Raw genomic sequence first — 16,492 nt, 5'->3', positions numbered from 1 at the left:
GTTACTGAGAACGGAGTGAGCAGTAACTCATAGCAGAGAGACTTGTTATATTTTTTTGTTTGGGGTTGACTTTGAGGCGGTTTTCGCCTAAAATATATCAAAGATACGGCGATGATGAGAATAGTACACAGGGAATTATCTCAGAGAGGGATCTGCTTTGGTGGAAGGATCCTGTGCGTGAACTGTGGAACCGGCCTCGGAGCTCTGCGTGATTGAAGCGTGGCGTGTGTTTCCGGCGTTAACGGGTGTTGAGAGAACAGCTTTTCAGGCTGTTAACTGGGGTGGTACCGCCGAAGTCATTCGGTCCCTTGTGAGGGATTTGGATGGCTTATTTTTTTGTCCGTAAAACGGGATTGTAAATACAGTGTACGGTTTATGGGACAGAAGAGTGAGCTGGAAGGATTCCGGATTGCTGTGGCTGCCTGACAGCCGGCAATATGTAACAGATCACAAGAAAAAGGAGATTTATCATGGCAAAAGAAAAGAAATTAGTACAGGCCATCACATCTATGGATGAGGATTTTGCTCAGTGGTATACAGACGTTGTTAAGAAGGCTGAGCTCTGTGGCTATACAAGTGTTAAGGGCTGTATGGCGATCAAACCTGCAGGTTATGCGATCTGGGAGAATATCCAGCATGAGCTTGACCGCAGATTTAAAGAAACCGGTGTAGAGAACGTTTACATGCCGATCTTTATCCCGGAGTCTCTTCTTGATAAAGAGAAAGATCATGTAGAAGGTTTTGCTCCGGAGGTTGCATGGGTGACTCATGGCGGCCTTGATCCGCTGCAGGAGAGACTTTGCGTGCGTCCGACTTCTGAGACTCTGTTCTGCGATTTCTACCAGAAAGAGATCCAGTCCCACAGAGATCTTCCAAAGGTATATAATCAGTGGTGTTCCGTTGTCCGTTGGGAGAAGACAACCCGTCCCTTCCTTCGTTCCAGAGAGTTCCTGTGGCAGGAGGGACATACTGCTCATGCAACAGCTGAGGAAGCGGAGCAGCGTACCATCCAGATGCTGAACATCTATGCAGACTTCTGCGAGGAAGTTCTTGCGATTCCAGTCATCAAAGGCCAGAAGACAGACAAGGAGAAATTTGCAGGTGCTGAGGCTACTTATACCATCGAATCTCTGATGCACGACGGCAAGGCTCTCCAGTCCGGTACAAGCCATAACTTTGGAGATGGCTTTGCCAAAGCATTCGGAATCCAGTACACAGATAAAGATAACACACTGAAATATGTTCACCAGACATCCTGGGGAATGACAACCCGTATGATCGGTGCGATCATCATGGTTCACGGTGATAACAGCGGACTTGTTCTTCCTCCGAGGATCGCTCCGGTACAGACTGTGATCATCCCGATCCAGCAGCGTAAAGAAGGGGTTATGGAGAAGGCTGACGAGCTTCTTGCAGCACTGAAGGCAGCAGGTATCCGTGCAAAGGTTGACGCGACAGACAAGAGCCCGGGATTCAAGTTTGCTGAGCAGGAGATGCGTGGTATCCCGCTTCGTGTGGAATGTGGACCGAAGGATATCGAGAACGGTCAGGCAGTTCTCTGCAGAAGAGATACCCGTGAGAAATACACAGTATCCTTCGAGGAACTTGCAGATAAGGTAAAAGAGCTTCTGGATACCATTCAGCATGATATGCTGGAGCGCGCACGTGCACACAGAGAGGCACATACTTACGTAGCAAAGAATTATGAGGAGTTCGGTGAGATCATCAACAGCAAACCGGGATTCATCAAAGCTATGTGGTGCGGTGATCGTGCATGTGAAGACAAGATCAAGGAAGATTTCCAGGCAACATCCAGATGTATGCCGTTTGAGCAGGAGCAGTTAAGCGACGTTTGCGTATGCTGCGGAAAACCGGCTAAGAAAATGGTTTACTGGGGACGTGCATACTAAAAAAATACAGCAGGCCACTTCAAAAAAGTGGGATGATCATATTGCGTTACTGTTCACTGGTAATGTCCCGCGAGGTGTTTTGTGTGAGCGAAGGTCACAGAAAACCCGAGACATACCACGCGAATTTATGCGATCAGCATAAATTCTGTGCATCGCGAAGCGTGTTACTGAGAACGGAGTGAACAGGAACCATATTGCAGAAACAACGGCGGGGCAAAATATGCTCCGCTGTTTTTATGAATCTATGTTATAATAGCGTTAAGGAAAACATATCAGAATATTATTCGGCTGCTGACATGGAGATAATACAGCGAAATGTAAACGTGTTTTGAACGCAGATCGCGAAGCGACTGCGTTCATGAGCAAGTAGCGAAGCGGATTGCGAATGTCCGCTTTACCGGACGGCAGCGATCATCAAGAGGAGTTATTATGACGATTAACATACCACAAAAAGCAGAACAGATCCTGCATATTCTCAATGAAGCCGGCTATGAGGCATATGTTGTTGGCGGCTGTGTCCGGGATTCCATCCTGGACCGGGTGCCTGGGGACTGGGATATCACTACCTCCGCACTTCCAGAGCAGGTGAAGGAGCTTTTTCACAGAACTGTAGATACGGGGATCCAGCATGGAACAGTAACTGTAATGATGGGCAAAGAGGGCTTTGAGGTGACAACCTACCGTGTGGACGGAGAATATCATGATGGCCGTCACCCGGATGCCGTGACCTTTACCAGGAGTCTTGAGGAAGATCTGAAACGAAGAGATTTTACCATTAACGCCATGGCTTATCATCCGGGGCATGGACTGGTGGATCTGTTTGGCGGAATGGAGGATATCAATAGGAAGATCATCCGTTGTGTCGGGGATCCGGTGGAACGTTTTACAGAGGATGCTCTTCGGATGCTCCGTGCAGTGCGTTTTTCCGCACAGCTTGGTTTTACTGTGGAGGAGAATACGAAAGCGGCACTGGCGCGGATGTCGGGGAACCTGGAGCATGTCAGTGCAGAGCGTATCCAGACAGAGCTTGTAAAGCTTCTGGTATCCGATCATCCGGATTACCTCCGGACAGCCTGGGAGACAGGCCTTACCCGGGAATTTCTTCCGGAATTTGATGCCTGTATGGAAACAGCGCAGAATACCCCCCATCACTGCTGCAGCGTAGGCGAGCACATCCTGAAAAGCCTTACGGAGATCGAGAATGACAGGCTTCTTCGTATCACCATGCTTCTTCATGACATTGCCAAGCCGGTTGTAAAAAAGACAGATGAGAATGGAAGAGACCACTTTAAGACTCACGGACCGGCAGGCGAAAAGCTGGCAGGAAAGATCCTGCGTCGTCTGAAATTTGATAATGTAACGATCCGAAATACCTGTCGTCTGATCCGGTATCATGATCTTCGTCCCACTCCGGACGCCGAGGATGTGCGGAGAGCTGTGAATCTTATCGGAGAAGAGCTTTTTCCGCTGTATCTGAAAGTGCAGAAGGCAGATCTTTTATCCCAGAGTACTTACAGGAGGGAGGAGAAGCTGGCACGGTTAAGCGGTGTGACGGAAGCTTATCAGGGGATCCTTGAAAGAGGTGAATGTACATCTCTGAAAACCCTGGCAGTTTCCGGAAAGGATCTTATAAAGGCAGGACATCCGGCCGGACCGGCACTGGGAGCACTGCTCGAAAGACTTCTTGACTGTGTGCTGAAAGATCCAACCCTTAATACAAAAGAAAAACTTCTTGAAACAGCAGAAAAAGACAGCATAAAAACCGAATAGAATAACAAAAATCCCCCCTGCATAAAATAGAACGTAAAATAAGGCAGGGGGGAACTTTTTTGTATGATTATGGGTTGAGCGTGCTGGAGCAGTATGGGCTTACGGCTTCATTCTCCGGCAGGGTGCGGGGGGCACTTCTGTGCCGGACAGAAAAAGGTCCGGTGATACTCCGGGAATTTCATGGCTCGGAAAAAAAGCTTTCCATGCAGCAGCAGCTTCTTGAAAAAATGAAAGAACAGAACTGTCTTGTGGACGCCTATCTCAGAAACAGGGAAGGCGTACTGGTAAGCAGGGACAAAGATTCTGTTCCATATACTGCACAGATCTGGTTTGAGGGACGGGAATGTGACACGAGATCCGAAAACGATATTTTAAAAAGCATCCGGACTCTGGCACAGATCCACAAGATCATGCAGCTTCCTGTGGAAATGGATTATGCGGGAAGAAATCTGCAGGAAGAATATATCCGGCATAATCAGGAAATGAAAAAAATACGCCGTTTTATCCGAAAAAAAGGAGCGGTCAATTCTTTTGAGAAGGATTATCTGAAAAGCGTGGAATGGTTTCTGCAAAAAGGAGAAGAAGCGGCAGCTATGCTGGAAACCACGGATTATAAAAATCTGCGGCAGCAGTCTCTTCAAAGCGGCAGTATCTGTCATGGCGAATATAATCAGCATAATGTGCTGATACTTGGGAAAAACACAGCGGTGACGAATTTCAGTCACTGGAGCTTTGATGTGCAGATGGCAGATCTGTACCGCTTTATGCGGAAAATTCTGGAGAAATACAGTTGGGATCTGCACCTCGCGCAGAAGATGCTTTCTGCATATGATTCCGTACGGCCGCTTTCGGAGTCTGAGTGGCAGAACCTGAGAGTCCGGTTCTGTTATCCGGAAAAATACTGGAAATTGGCAAATCATTATTATACACATAACAAGGCTGTGATCTCTGGAAAAAATGTGGAAAAGCTGAGAACCCTGATCCATCAGAAAAAACAGTGGGAGGAATTTTCAAAACAGTGCTTCAGGCAGTAATGATTCTGAATGTGAAAAAAACAAAACTTCCCTTTTTCTGAAAATTGTTATATAATATTAAGTATCTTATATAAAGAAACAGGGAGGTATTTTGGAACATGGATTATAAAGAAATCTATAATCAGTGGCTTGAAAACCCATACTTCGATGAGGCGACAAAAGAAGAACTGAAAGCGATCAAAGACGACGAAAATGAGATCAAAGAGCGTTTTTATATGGATCTTGAGTTTGGTACGGCAGGCCTGCGTGGTATCATCGGCGCAGGTACCAACCGTATGAATATTTATGTGGTAAGAAGAGCAACCCAGGGGCTTGCCAATTATATTGCCAAGGTTGACAAGAAATCCCAGGGAGTTGCTATCGCATATGATTCCCGTCATATGTCACCGGAGTTTGCCCAGGAAGCAGCACTTTGCCTGGCAGCAAACGGGATCAAGGCTTATATCTTTGAGACACTTCGTCCGACACCGGAGCTTTCCTTTGCAGTACGTCATCTGGGCTGTGTGGCAGGTATCAACGTAACAGCCAGCCACAATCCTCCGGAATACAACGGATACAAGGTTTACTGGGAGGACGGCGCGCAGATCACACCACCTCATGATTCCGGTATCATGGGCGAGGTAAAGGCAATCTCCGACTGGAATACCGTAAAGACCATGGACAAGGAAGACGCAGTAAAGGCAGGACTTTTCGAAGTGATCGGACAGGCTGTCGATGATGCTTACATGGCAGAGCTTAAGAAACAGATCATCCATATGGATGCGATCCAGGCAGAGGGCAGGAACCTGAAGATCGTTTACACACCTCTTCACGGAACCGGCAATATCCCGGCCAGAAGGATCCTTAAAGAGCTTGGATTTGAGAATGTATATGTAGTACCGGAGCAGGAGCTTCCGAACGGGGATTTCCCGACAGTCAGCTATCCGAACCCGGAGGCAGCAGAGGCATTTGAGCTTGGCCTGAAGCTTGCGAAGGAAGTGGATGCAGACATCGTACTTGCTACAGACCCGGATGCAGACCGTCTTGGCGTCCGCGTAAAGGATAAAAACGGAGAGTATCATGATCTTACCGGTAACATGTCCGGATGCCTTCTTGCAAACTATGAGCTGAGCCAGAGAAAGGCTGTAAACGGAAGCCTTCCGGAGGACGGAGCTCTTGTAAAGACTATCGTTACAACAAACCTGGCAGATGCCATTGCCAAGGGATACAACGTGAATCTTATCGAAGTACTTACCGGATTCAAATACATCGGACAGCAGATCCTCGGATTTGAGAACAGTGGCAAGGGTACATATCTTTTCGGATTTGAGGAGAGCTACGGCTGCCTGATCGGAACTTATGCAAGAGACAAGGATGCTATTGTTGCTACCATGGCACTTTGCGAAGCTGCTGCTTACTATAAGACACAGGGCAAGACTCTCTGGGATGCAATGATCGATATGTATGAGGAGTTCGGTTACTATAAGGATGCCATTCAGGCAGTTACCATGAAGGGTATCGAGGGACTTCAGAAGATCCAGGAGATCATGACAACACTTCGTCAGAATCCGCCTGCTGAGTTTGCCGGACATAAGGTGACTGCTGTACGTGACTACAAGCTGGATGAGATCACAGATCTTGCAACAGGTGAGAAGAAGCCGACAGGACTTCCGAATTCCAATGTTCTCTACTATGAGCTTACCGATGATGCATGGGTTTGCGTAAGACCGTCCGGAACAGAGCCTAAGGTTAAATTCTATTATGGCGTTAAGGGAACATCTCTTGCAGATGCAGACGAGAAATCCGATGCAATGGGCAAGGCTGTTCTTGAAATGGTTGATTCCATGAAATGATAAAATGGTCACATTCCGCCTGTAATATGCGAAAAACCTTGACATTATAAGCCAAAAGCGGTATATATATAAAGCAAAGTCAAAAATAAGAGAACATCAATTATAGGAGGAAACACCATGAATAAAACAGAGTTAGTGGCAGCAATGGCGAAAGACACCAATCTTTCCAAGAAAGATGTAGAAGCTGTTCTGAAATCTTTTATCGATGTTGTAACAGATGAACTGAAAAAAGGCGAGAAGATTCAGCTGGTTGGATTTGGAACTTTCGAAGTAAGCACAAGAGCTGCAAGAGAGGGAAGAAATCCTCAGACTGGTGAGACCATGACGATCGAGGCTTCCAAGTCTCCGAAGTTCAAAGCAGGAAAAGCTTTAAAGGACGTTGTCAACGGTAAATAATCTGTTGGTTCAGAGTGATAACGGCAGGGGAAACCGGTTTTTGGTTTCCCCTGCTTTTTTAGGAGGAAAAATTATGCGTCTTGATAAATATCTGAAAGTCTCCAGACTGATCAAACGCCGTACGGTGGCAAATGAAGCCTGCGATGCAGGAAGAGTTCTGGTCAATGACAAGCCGGCCAAGGCTTCTGTACAGGTAAAGACCGGTGACACTGTGGAGATCCAGTTTGGAAGCCGTAATGTAAAGGTTGAAGTCCTGGAAGTTAAGGAAACGGTAAAAAAGGATGAGGTGGAAAGCATGTTCCGCTATATCTGATGCAGGGACAGCTGCCGTTTGGGCGTGATGGTCTATTCCGGATGGATTTTTCATAAAATAAAAGAGAAATCATCCCCAGGGAGGTATGGATTGGACGAGAAGAAACCGGCAGCATTTCACAGTCTGATGCTGGAGCGGCAGAAAGGCGGCACCATAACGGGAATCCGGGAGGTGATCTCTTTCGATGAAAAAGAAATACTGCTGCATACAGAGGAAGGAAAGTTATCCATAAAAGGCGAAGGACTTCATGTAAAACATCTTGATCTGAAAAGTGGGCAGCTTAGCTTGGAGGGAAAAATCGACAGTCTTACCTATCTTGGCAGGAAAAAGGACAAAAAAGAAGGATCCCTTTTAAAAAGACTGTTCCATTAAAGCTAAAATGACAGCAAACCGGTTGATATTTTTTTGAAGAAGTTGTAAAATTTGGATGTATAAGCTCGTAAAAGGTAAAGAGATCAGATTGTGTAAAAAAGGAGCAGCAGATTGAAAAATCCAAAAAAGGGAAAAGAAAAAAAACGGATCGGATATAATTATCTTGGCATGGCGGGGATCATGGTGATCGCACTGGTGTTGCTGGGAAGCCTTATGCTGCAGAGTAAGACTCTGGAACGGCGCAGGGATTATTATGATTCCAAAGCTACAGCACTGGAGAAGTCCATTGAAAGTGAGAAGGAACGTACCAAGGAGATCGAAGCAGAGAAAGAACATATGAAGACCGACGAATATGTGGAAGAGGCGGCTCGTGAGAAGCTGGGACTTGTGAAAGACAACGAGATCGTGTTTCAGGAAGAAAAATAGCTGAAAATCAAAGGTTTCGACGAAATTTTTTTTGACATTTTCGTGCGGCTTTGACAGATATTTCAGGGATCTTCCTTTATAATGTTCAGTCAGTGAAGGTTATAAGGGGAGGGGAAAATATGCAGGAATGGATCATTGCCATGCTCGTAGTCAGCATACTGCTGATACTCCGGGACATGGCAAAAACTGTCTTTTCGGGAAAAACGAAGGAAAAAGAAGAAATGCTGCCGCTTTGTGAAAGCCATCCCCAGAAGGAAAAAGTGGAACGGTATGCAGCATCCTTCCGGAAGCTTGCGGATACATTCTACGGAATGCCTTACCGTAAGGAATTTTTGAGCGGAGGACAGCTGAACCGTATCATATCGGACACCAGTGCGGCTGTATGTTCCAGATGTTATCAGAGAGAGATCTGCTGGGGAGAGCGTGCCGGGGAAACCATGCGGGGCAGTGAGAATATGATCCGTACCATGGAGGAAGGCAATGAAGAGAGTATCCAGAGAGCACGCAGTGAATGGATGGGAGCATGTGGCCGTTCCGCCCAGTATTTTCAGGTCCTGAATGAGGGATTTCGTGAAGAAAGGCAGAATCTCGTGTGGGATAACCGGATGATCGAAAGCCGGCTTGCAGTTGCACAGCAGCTGACGGAAATCTCGAGGATCATGGATCATATGGCAGAAGAGCTGTATGATATCATGCCGGCAGATCCGCAGTTTCAGGAAGATCTGAAAAAGGCACTTCGTAAAAAGCATGTACTTGTAAAGAATGTCTGGGTCATGGATAAGATCGAAGGAAGACGGCAGATATTTCTGAATCTGAGAGCCAGGAGCGGACAGTGTGTTTCCATGACAGAGATCGCACAGATCCTGTCCAGGATCTGCGGAAGCTCCATGACGCCGGACGCCGACAGCCGCAGTATTGTAAATGGAGATTTTCGTATGGTCCATTTTGTGGAGGATGTCAGTTATCAGATGCTTTACGGAGTAGCGCGGCTTACAAGAGAAGCGGAAAAGGTTTCCGGAGACAATTATATCTGTCGTCAGGAAGAGGATGGCAGGTTTTTTCTCTGTCTGTCTGATGGGATGGGTTCCGGAATAGAAGCGTTTAAAGAAAGCGAGATCGTGGTAGAACTTCTGGAACAGTTTCTGGAATCCGGCTTTTCTCAGGAAACAGCTGCCAGAATGGTGAATTCCGCACTGCTATTGAAAGGACGGGAAGGGATGTTTTCTACTGTTGATATCTGTGCGGTGGATCTTTATACCGGGATCTGTGATTTTCTGAAAGCAGGGGCGTCTTCCACATTTATTAAAAGAGATCACTGGGTGGAATCCATTGCTTCGGAAAATCTTGCAGCAGGCTTGGTCCAGCAGCTGGATTTTGATACTGCCTCAAGGAAGCTTTATCATGGAGATTATCTGATCATGATGACAGATGGAGTTCTGGATGCACTTCCTACAGAACGGGAAGAGGAAACCATGAAGGAGATCATTATGGATGTCCGGGAAAAAGAGCCCAGGGAGATGGGACGGGGAATACTGGAAAGGGTCCTGGGATACAGTGATTATCATGCCAGGGATGATATGACAGTAGTTGTGGCAGGATTGTGGAAAAAATAGAGTATTTTTGGTTACAGGAGAAAAAATGATCACACGTGTAAGAAAATATATCAGAGACAATCGGATGCTGAAAGCAGAGGATATGGTTGTGGCAGGGGTTTCCGGAGGGGCGGATTCCATAGCAATGCTTCATATTTTGAAAAGTCTTCAGAAAGAGATCGGTTTTTCCATGGAAGTGGTTCATGTCCATCATGGGATCCGGGGCCAGGAGGCGGACCGGGATGAGCAGTTTGTGGAAAAAATCTGCCGGGATTGGGGAATTCCTTTCCGGTCCAGGCATTATCCGGTTCCGGAACTTTCCGGAAAGTGGAAGCTGGGAGAAGAAGAAACCGGAAGAATCGTGCGAAAACAGGCGTTCCAGGAGGAAAAAAAGAGACTTGGTTTTTCCGGGGAACAGTCAGAAAAGAACGGACAGTTCCGGATTGCGCTGGCACATAATCGCAACGATCTGGCAGAGACTATGCTGCATCATCTGGCAAGGGGAACCGGTATCCGGGGACTTTCCGGGATACAGGCGGTAAATGGTGAGATCATCCGGCCGGTTTTGTGTTTAGAACGGAAGGAAATCGTCAATTATCTGAAGGAGAGAGGTATTTCCTATATCACAGACAGCAGCAATCTTTCAGATGACTATACAAGAAACCGGATCCGTAACCATATTCTTCCGGCTATGGAACAGAAGATCAATGCAAAAGCGGTGGAGCATATGGCAGAAACCGCACGGGTTCTGGCAGAGGCAGATTCGTATCTTCAGAAAAAGGGAAGGGAGCTTCTGGCAGGCTGCCGGAAAGAAAATGGCTATCTGCTGGATGAAAAATTTTTTGCACAGGATCCTATCCTTCAGGAATATGCGGTGATGGAGGCGTTTGAGATACTGTCAGGAAAACGTAAGGACTTTACATCTCTTCATGTGGACCAGGTCCTTTCGCTTCAAAAAAAAGAAAACGGTCGTTATATCAACCTTCCGGAATCGCTGCGGGTAATACGACAGTACGGAGGGGTATGTCTGAAAAAGAACTTTGCATCAGACGGGGAGAACGCTGCTTCCACTGAAAAAAAAGTATCGGCAGGTCTCAGAGAAATGTCTATGGAGCTTCCGGTACCTGGAATTCTGGAAAGTCCTTTCGGAGTTTTTGAGTCGAAAATTTTTTCTTATAAGAAACAGAAGATTGAAGAAAAAAAGTATACGAAATGGTTTGATTATGATAAAATAAAAAATAGTCCATGCGTTCGGACCAGAAGACAGGGAGATTATCTTACTGTAAACAGTGAAGGCGGAAGAAAGAAGCTGAACCGGATCTTTATTGATGAGAAGATTCCGGCGGAGATGAGAGACAGGCTTCCGGTTGTTGCGGTAGGATCTGAGATACTCTGGATCCCGGGAGGACGTATGAACGAGAAGTATAAGATCACTTCCACTACAGGGAGAGTGTTAGAATTACATTACCAAGGAGGAGCTTTAGCATGAGCGAAAAAATCAGGGTTTTACTCAGTGAAGAAGAGGTAGATGCCCGTATCCAGGAAGTTGCAGATATGATCAACAAGGATTATGACGGAAAAGATGTACACATGATCTGCGTTCTGAAAGGCGGCGTTTTCTTTATGTGTGAGCTTGCCAAGAGGATCACACGCCCGGTAACACTGGATTTCATGTCTGTGTCCAGTTACGGTGATGATACGAAATCCAGCGGTGTTGTAAAGATCGTCAAGGATCTGGATCAGCCACTGGACGGGAAAGATGTTTTGATCGTAGAGGATATTATTGATTCAGGCAGAACCTTAAGCTATCTGCTGCGTATCCTGAAGGGCAGACATCCGGCAAGCATCAGACTCTGTACACTTCTTGACAAACCGGAGAGACGTGTGACAGATGTAGAGGTAGATTACTGCTGCTTCAATATTCCGGACGAGTTTGTAGTAGGATACGGACTTGATTATGCCCAGAAATACAGAAACCTTCCTTACATCGGAGTAGTGGAGCTTCAGGACTGAAAGGAGATTTAACCAAGTGAGCAAGCATTCAGGTAAGATAGGCCTGTACCTTCTGCTTATTGTGGCACTGATCGCAGGATATCTGTATCTCAATGACCAGGTATCTACCCAGGGCAGCTACACAATGGGCCAGCTGGAAAAGGCTCTGGAAGAAGACAAAGTGACGGATGCGGTGATCCATCAGAACAGAGAAGTGCCCACCGGTTATGTAACAGCAAACATTGTTTCAGATGGTCAGAAGACAGTCTACGTAACCGATGTAAAGGAAGCGGAGGCGCTTCTTGAAGAACATGATATCGATCCGACGATCCGCAATGTACCCAAGGACAGCTCCATGATTGGAACAGTACTTCCGGTAGTGCTTACCGGCGCGATCCTTCTCTTTTTCTTTATGATGATGAACCGGCAGATGTCTGGAGGCGGCGGAAGCAATGCGAAGATGATGAATTTCGGAAAAAGCAGAGCCAGGATGTCGTCCCCTGATGATAAGAAAGTAACGTTCAAGGATGTTGCAGGTCTTCAGGAGGAGAAGGAGGATCTGGAGGAAGTGGTGGATTTCCTGAAATCCCCACAGAAGTATACCAAGGTAGGTGCCAGGATCCCGAAAGGCGTGATCCTTGTGGGCCCTCCGGGAACAGGTAAAACTCTTCTCGCGAAGGCAGTTGCAGGAGAGGCCGGAGTTCCGTTTTTCTCCATTTCCGGATCCGATTTCGTGGAGATGTTTGTTGGTGTCGGTGCTTCCCGTGTACGAGATCTTTTTGAAGAGGGCAAGCGTCATGCACCGTGCATCATCTTTATTGATGAGATCGATGCGGTAGCCCGTCAGAGAGGAACCGGTATGGGCGGCGGCCACGATGAGAGAGAGCAGACGTTGAACCAGCTTCTTGTAGAGATGGATGGTTTTGGAGTAAATGAAGGAATCATCGTAATGGCAGCGACCAACCGTGTGGATATTCTGGATCCTGCGATCCTCCGTCCGGGACGATTTGACCGTAAAGTCGGTGTGGGACGCCCGGATGTCAAGGGCAGAGAGGAGATCCTTATGGTCCATGCCAAGGACAAACCGCTGGGAGATGATGTGGATCTTCGCCAGATCGCCCAGACAACCGCAGGATTTACAGGTGCAGATCTGGAGAACCTTCTTAACGAAGCTGCTATTGATGCTGCAAAAGAGGGCCGTCCTTATATCATGCAGAAGGATATCAAGAAAGCATTCATCAAGGTCGGGATCGGTGCAGAAAAGAAGAGCAAGGTCATCTCTGATAAAGAGAAAAAGATCACAGCTTATCATGAAGCAGGCCATGCGATCCTGTTCCATGTACTTCCTCATATGGATCCGGTATACACCATTTCCATTATCCCTACGGGAATGGGAGCTGCCGGCTACACCATGCCGCTGCCGGATAATGATGAGATGTTTAATACAAAGAACAAAATGCTGGAGGATATCACCACGCTTCTTGGCGGACGTGTGGCTGAGGAGATCATCTTCGGAGATATCACCACAGGTGCTTCCAATGATATCAAACGTGCCACAGAGACTGCACGCTCTATGGTAATGAAATACGGTATGTCTGAAAAAATCGGTCTGATCGCTTACGGCAACGATGACGATGAGGTATTTATCGGCCGTGATCTGGCACATACCAGAGGCTACAGTGAGGAAGTGGCAAGAGAGATCGATGGGGAGATTTCCCGTATCATCCGTGAGTGCCATGAGAATGCAGAGAGCATCATCCGTGAGAATATCGGCGTTCTTCACAGCTGTGCGGCCCTTCTTCTCGAGAAGGAAAAGATACATCGTGAAGAGTTTGAAGCACTTTTTACAACAGAAAAAGAAGAGGTTGCAAAAACAAACGAATAAAATGCACAAAAAAATATATTGAATTTTGTGAACTTTGTGCACACTTTTTGGTGGACACATGGTACTATAAATACCGTAAAAACCCCCCAATACATTATATAGTTTTTGCTACACCCCATAAGAAGAAATACCTTCTCCAAAAAAGGCAGCCTAACCAGCTGTCTTTTTTACTGCCCAAAAATAAAAGGCGAATTACGGAGAAAACAGATATATATGCTTGCGGGATGGAAAAAATTAAGATAATATATTTGAAACATGGTACTAAAAACGGAATGAGGAAGATAGAATGTTATATGAAAGCATGGAGACTGCAAAGAAGATGCGGTATATACTCAATATGAGTCCGGTATTAAATAAAGACGCAATGTTCAGTGACGGGACGGAATATTACCGTACACCTGTGGAGCCGCGGGAAGGTGATACAGTTACGATCCGTTTTCGTACCCAGAGAAATAATGTGGACAACGTCTGTCTTGTGCATGACGGAGAATATCTGGAAATGAAGTGGGAAAAAACTTCCGGAAGCTTTGATTATTATACTGCACAGATCGTAATGGGAAAAAATCTTGTACGATATTACTTTGAGATTCATTCAGGACTTGTTACCTGTTATTATGATACAAATGGTGTAAGCACCAGACATGAGGAAAGGACAGAATTTGAGATCTATCCCGGATATCATGTGCCTGAGTGGCTGAAGGGTGCTGTGATGTATCAGATTTATGTGGATCGTTTCTGTAACGGAGATCCTTCCAATGATGTGGAAACAGGGGAATATTTCTATATCGGGGACACTTCCGTAAAAGTGGATAACTGGGAAAAGGTTCCGGCTGTGATGGGTGTCCGGGAATTTTATGGCGGCGATCTTCAGGGAGTTATGGATAAGTTGGATTATCTTCAGGAGCTTGGAGTAGATGTGATCTATCTGAATCCGGTCTTTGTCTCTCCCAGCAACCATAAGTATGACTGTCAGGATTACGATCATATCGATCCGCATATCGGAAGGATCGTAGCGGACTGTGATGGTCTGTTAAGTCCCGGAGACAGTGATAACAGTCATGCCCTTAAGTATATCCGCCGTGTGACCGATAAACGGAATTTGGAGGCCAGTAATAAGCTTTTTCAGGAGCTTGTGGAGGAAATTCACAGAAGAGGGATGAAAGTGATCCTGGATGGGGTATTTAACCATTGCGGATCCTTTAATAAATGGATGGACAGGGAACGGATCTACGAAAATCAGGAAGGCTACGAGAAGGGGGCCTATGTTTCGGCGGACAGCCCTTATCGTTCTTTCTTCTGTTTCCAGGATCAGAACCGCTGGCCCTATAATCCAACCTACGACGGCTGGTGGACCCATGATACCCTGCCAAAGCTGAACTACGAAGAATCTGAGGAGCTTTGCCGGACGATCCTTGATGTGGGCAGAAAATGGGTTTCGCCGCCGTATAACGTAGACGGCTGGAGACTGGATGTAGCTGCAGATCTGGGCCACAGCAATGATTTTAACCATCACTTCTGGAAAGAATTCCGGAGGACAGTAAAAGAAGCCAATCCTGATGCAGTGATCCTTGCAGAACACTACGGAAATCCGGAAAGCTGGCTTCGCGGCGATGAGTGGGATACGGTTATGAACTATGACGCTTTTATGGAGCCTGTAACCTGGTTCCTGACCGGAATGGAGAAGCACAGTGATGAGTACCGGGAGGACCTTTATGGCAACAGTGAGGCCTTTATCGGGGCGATGAAGCATCATATGCAGTCTTTGCATATGGGAGCGCTTTATGGAGCCATGAATGAGCTTTCAAACCATGACCATTCCAGATTTTTGACAAGGACCAATCACAGAGTAGGAAGGCTTTCCTACGCAGGCGCAGAGGCAGCATCTGCAGGCATCAATCCTGCCATCATGAGAGAGGCTGTTGTGATCCAGATGACGTGGCCTGGTGCGCCTACGGTATATTACGGGGATGAGGCCGGCGTCTGCGGCTTTACAGATCCGGATAACCGCAGAACTTATCCCTGGGGAAAAGAAGACCAGGAGATGCTGGACTTTCATAAACGTATGATCTGCATACACAAGGCATATCCGATTCTTGCAAAGGGTTCCCTGGAATTTCTGTGGAACGATCATCAGGGCTTGAGCTATGGTCGTTTTTCTGATTCTGAACAGATCATAGTGATCCTTAATAATCAGGATCAGGAGAGAGACATAAGGGTAACAGCTTGGAAAACCGGTGTAAGCCGGAAAGAAGCAACGGCTTTTCAGCGCCTGATGCTTTCTTCCGGAGAGGGTTATACGGAAATGCCGGAAGAATATATTGCAGATGCAGGGATTCTTCAGGTGAAGATGCCTGCATACGGAGCGATGGTGCTTCACCACAGGACGAGAGATAAATATAAATGATGCACGAATAAGGCAGAGAAAAAAGCCAATCTGTTCTTCCATTAGGAAACGGATTGGCTTTTTGCGTTGTGTTTTATGGGTTATTCTTCTGTAACATGTTCCAGTCCCTGATTCATGATGGTTGCCACATGGCTGTCTGCCAGGGAGTAGTAAATGGTTTTTCCATCTCTTCGAAATTTGACCAGTGACATCTGCTTCAGTATCCGGAGCTGATGGGAAATGGCACTCTGGGTCATGGAAAGACGATCGGCAATATCCTGAACACAGAGCTCTTCCACAGAAAGTACGTACAGGATACGGATCCTGGTAGGATCACCGAAAACCTTGAACAGGTCGGCAAGCCGGTACAGTGTATCATTATTGATCGGGTAATCTATATGTGTTTTCTTCATTTGCGCATCCTCCAAACTGTTAACTTCTATTGTAGCTGAAAAAAACGCACCGGTCAAATTCTTTTCTGCATCACGGGGGAGTTGTATGGATGCACAGGGATCCGCTGCAGGATATCTGCCCTGCAGAACGGATCTTATTTTTTATACAGGATACGAATGGAATTCAGCACGCAG

Annotated in this window: 14 protein-coding genes and 1 other annotated feature; of the genes, 13 read left to right on the top strand and 1 reads right to left on the bottom strand. The window is 46.5% G+C overall.

All coding sequences use genetic code 11. The features are described 5' to 3' along the window. The first annotated feature begins 102 nt into the window (after window positions 1-102). Window positions 103-312 (top strand) — a binding site (T-box leader). A gap of 158 nt (window positions 313-470) precedes the next feature. From proS to CCC70_RS04030, 13 genes are all read left to right on the top strand, one after another. Next, complete coding sequence (gene proS / locus CCC70_RS04090) at window positions 471-1,910, top strand: proline--tRNA ligase (protein WP_015527114.1); 1,440 nt, start codon at window positions 471-473, stop codon at window positions 1,908-1,910. A gap of 429 nt (window positions 1,911-2,339) precedes the next feature. Next, window positions 2,340-3,680 (top strand): CCA tRNA nucleotidyltransferase, encoded by a 1,341-nt coding sequence (locus tag CCC70_RS04085; protein ID WP_015527115.1) that lies wholly within the window; start codon window positions 2,340-2,342, stop codon window positions 3,678-3,680. A 59-nt stretch (window positions 3,681-3,739) separates the two neighbouring features. Next, window positions 3,740-4,714, top strand: coding sequence for a hypothetical protein (locus tag CCC70_RS04080; RefSeq protein ID WP_022427359.1), 975 nt, complete (start codon window positions 3,740-3,742; stop codon window positions 4,712-4,714). Between the two features lie 98 nt (window positions 4,715-4,812). Beyond that, entirely contained in the window at window positions 4,813-6,546 is a 1,734-nt protein-coding gene (locus CCC70_RS04075; RefSeq protein ID WP_015527116.1) for a phospho-sugar mutase, read from the top strand. 102 nt (window positions 6,547-6,648) lie between these two features. Further along, window positions 6,649-6,942, top strand: a complete 294-nt coding sequence (locus tag CCC70_RS04070; protein ID WP_227573730.1) for an HU family DNA-binding protein — start codon at window positions 6,649-6,651, stop codon at window positions 6,940-6,942. A gap of 73 nt (window positions 6,943-7,015) precedes the next feature. Continuing rightward, window positions 7,016-7,255 carry an RNA-binding S4 domain-containing protein gene (locus CCC70_RS04065; RefSeq protein ID WP_015527118.1) on the top strand — a complete coding sequence of 80 codons (240 nt, stop codon included), beginning with the start codon at window positions 7,016-7,018 and terminating at the stop codon, window positions 7,253-7,255. 90 nt (window positions 7,256-7,345) lie between these two features. Next, window positions 7,346-7,627, top strand: coding sequence for a sporulation protein YabP (gene yabP / locus CCC70_RS04060; RefSeq protein ID WP_044960948.1), 282 nt, complete (start codon window positions 7,346-7,348; stop codon window positions 7,625-7,627). Window positions 7,628-7,738: 111 nt separating this feature from the next. Next, window positions 7,739-8,053, top strand: coding sequence for an FtsB family cell division protein (locus CCC70_RS04055; protein WP_227573720.1), 315 nt, complete (start codon window positions 7,739-7,741; stop codon window positions 8,051-8,053). A 119-nt stretch (window positions 8,054-8,172) separates the two neighbouring features. Beyond that, complete coding sequence (locus CCC70_RS04050; RefSeq protein ID WP_015527120.1) at window positions 8,173-9,666, top strand: SpoIIE family protein phosphatase; 1,494 nt, start codon at window positions 8,173-8,175, stop codon at window positions 9,664-9,666. Between the two features lie 25 nt (window positions 9,667-9,691). Further along, window positions 9,692-11,134 (top strand): tRNA lysidine(34) synthetase TilS, encoded by a 1,443-nt coding sequence (gene tilS, locus CCC70_RS04045; protein WP_287084327.1) that lies wholly within the window; start codon window positions 9,692-9,694, stop codon window positions 11,132-11,134. Continuing rightward, the gene (gene hpt, locus CCC70_RS04040; protein ID WP_015527123.1) at window positions 11,131-11,658 is read left to right on the top strand and encodes a hypoxanthine phosphoribosyltransferase; all 528 of its coding nucleotides are present in this window, start codon (window positions 11,131-11,133) and stop codon (window positions 11,656-11,658) included. Before tilS ends, hpt begins: the two co-directional genes overlap by 4 nt. Before the next feature lie 16 nt (window positions 11,659-11,674). Continuing rightward, window positions 11,675-13,522 (top strand): ATP-dependent zinc metalloprotease FtsH, encoded by a 1,848-nt coding sequence (gene ftsH, locus CCC70_RS04035; RefSeq protein WP_022427362.1) that lies wholly within the window; start codon window positions 11,675-11,677, stop codon window positions 13,520-13,522. Window positions 13,523-13,808: 286 nt separating this feature from the next. Then, on the top strand, window positions 13,809-15,926 hold the full coding sequence (locus tag CCC70_RS04030; protein ID WP_287084326.1) for a glycoside hydrolase family 13 protein: 2,118 nt from the start codon (window positions 13,809-13,811) through the stop codon (window positions 15,924-15,926). Window positions 15,927-16,006: 80 nt separating this feature from the next. On the opposite strand, the gene CCC70_RS04025 is transcribed toward CCC70_RS04030, so the two are convergent. Next, window positions 16,007-16,318, bottom strand: a complete 312-nt coding sequence (locus CCC70_RS04025) for an ArsR/SmtB family transcription factor (RefSeq protein WP_287084325.1) — start codon at window positions 16,316-16,318, stop codon at window positions 16,007-16,009. Window positions 16,319-16,492: the final 174 nt, after the last annotated feature.

The sequence above is a fragment of the Blautia sp. LMAG:89 genome, assembly GCF_008679485.1.
Classification (GTDB): Bacteria; Bacillota; Clostridia; order Lachnospirales; family Lachnospiraceae; genus Blautia_A; species Blautia_A fusiformis.
Note: the sequence above shows the minus strand (reverse complement) of the source record. Positions and strands in the feature narration are given on the sequence as shown.

Coding starts and splice junctions, on each gene's coding strand:
- proS (WP_015527114.1), top strand. CDS start 471: ATGGCAAAAGAAAAGAAATTAGTACAGGCCATCACATCTATGGATGAG.
- CCC70_RS04085 (WP_015527115.1), top strand. CDS start 2,340: ATGACGATTAACATACCACAAAAAGCAGAACAGATCCTGCATATTCTC.
- CCC70_RS04075 (WP_015527116.1), top strand. CDS start 4,813: ATGGATTATAAAGAAATCTATAATCAGTGGCTTGAAAACCCATACTTC.
- CCC70_RS04065 (WP_015527118.1), top strand. CDS start 7,016: ATGCGTCTTGATAAATATCTGAAAGTCTCCAGACTGATCAAACGCCGT.
- CCC70_RS04050 (WP_015527120.1), top strand. CDS start 8,173: ATGCAGGAATGGATCATTGCCATGCTCGTAGTCAGCATACTGCTGATA.
- tilS (WP_287084327.1), top strand. CDS start 9,692: ATGATCACACGTGTAAGAAAATATATCAGAGACAATCGGATGCTGAAA.
- hpt (WP_015527123.1), top strand. CDS start 11,131: ATGAGCGAAAAAATCAGGGTTTTACTCAGTGAAGAAGAGGTAGATGCC.
- CCC70_RS04030 (WP_287084326.1), top strand. CDS start 13,809: ATGTTATATGAAAGCATGGAGACTGCAAAGAAGATGCGGTATATACTC.
- CCC70_RS04025 (WP_287084325.1), bottom strand. CDS start 16,318: ATGAAGAAAACACATATAGATTACCCGATCAATAATGATACACTGTAC.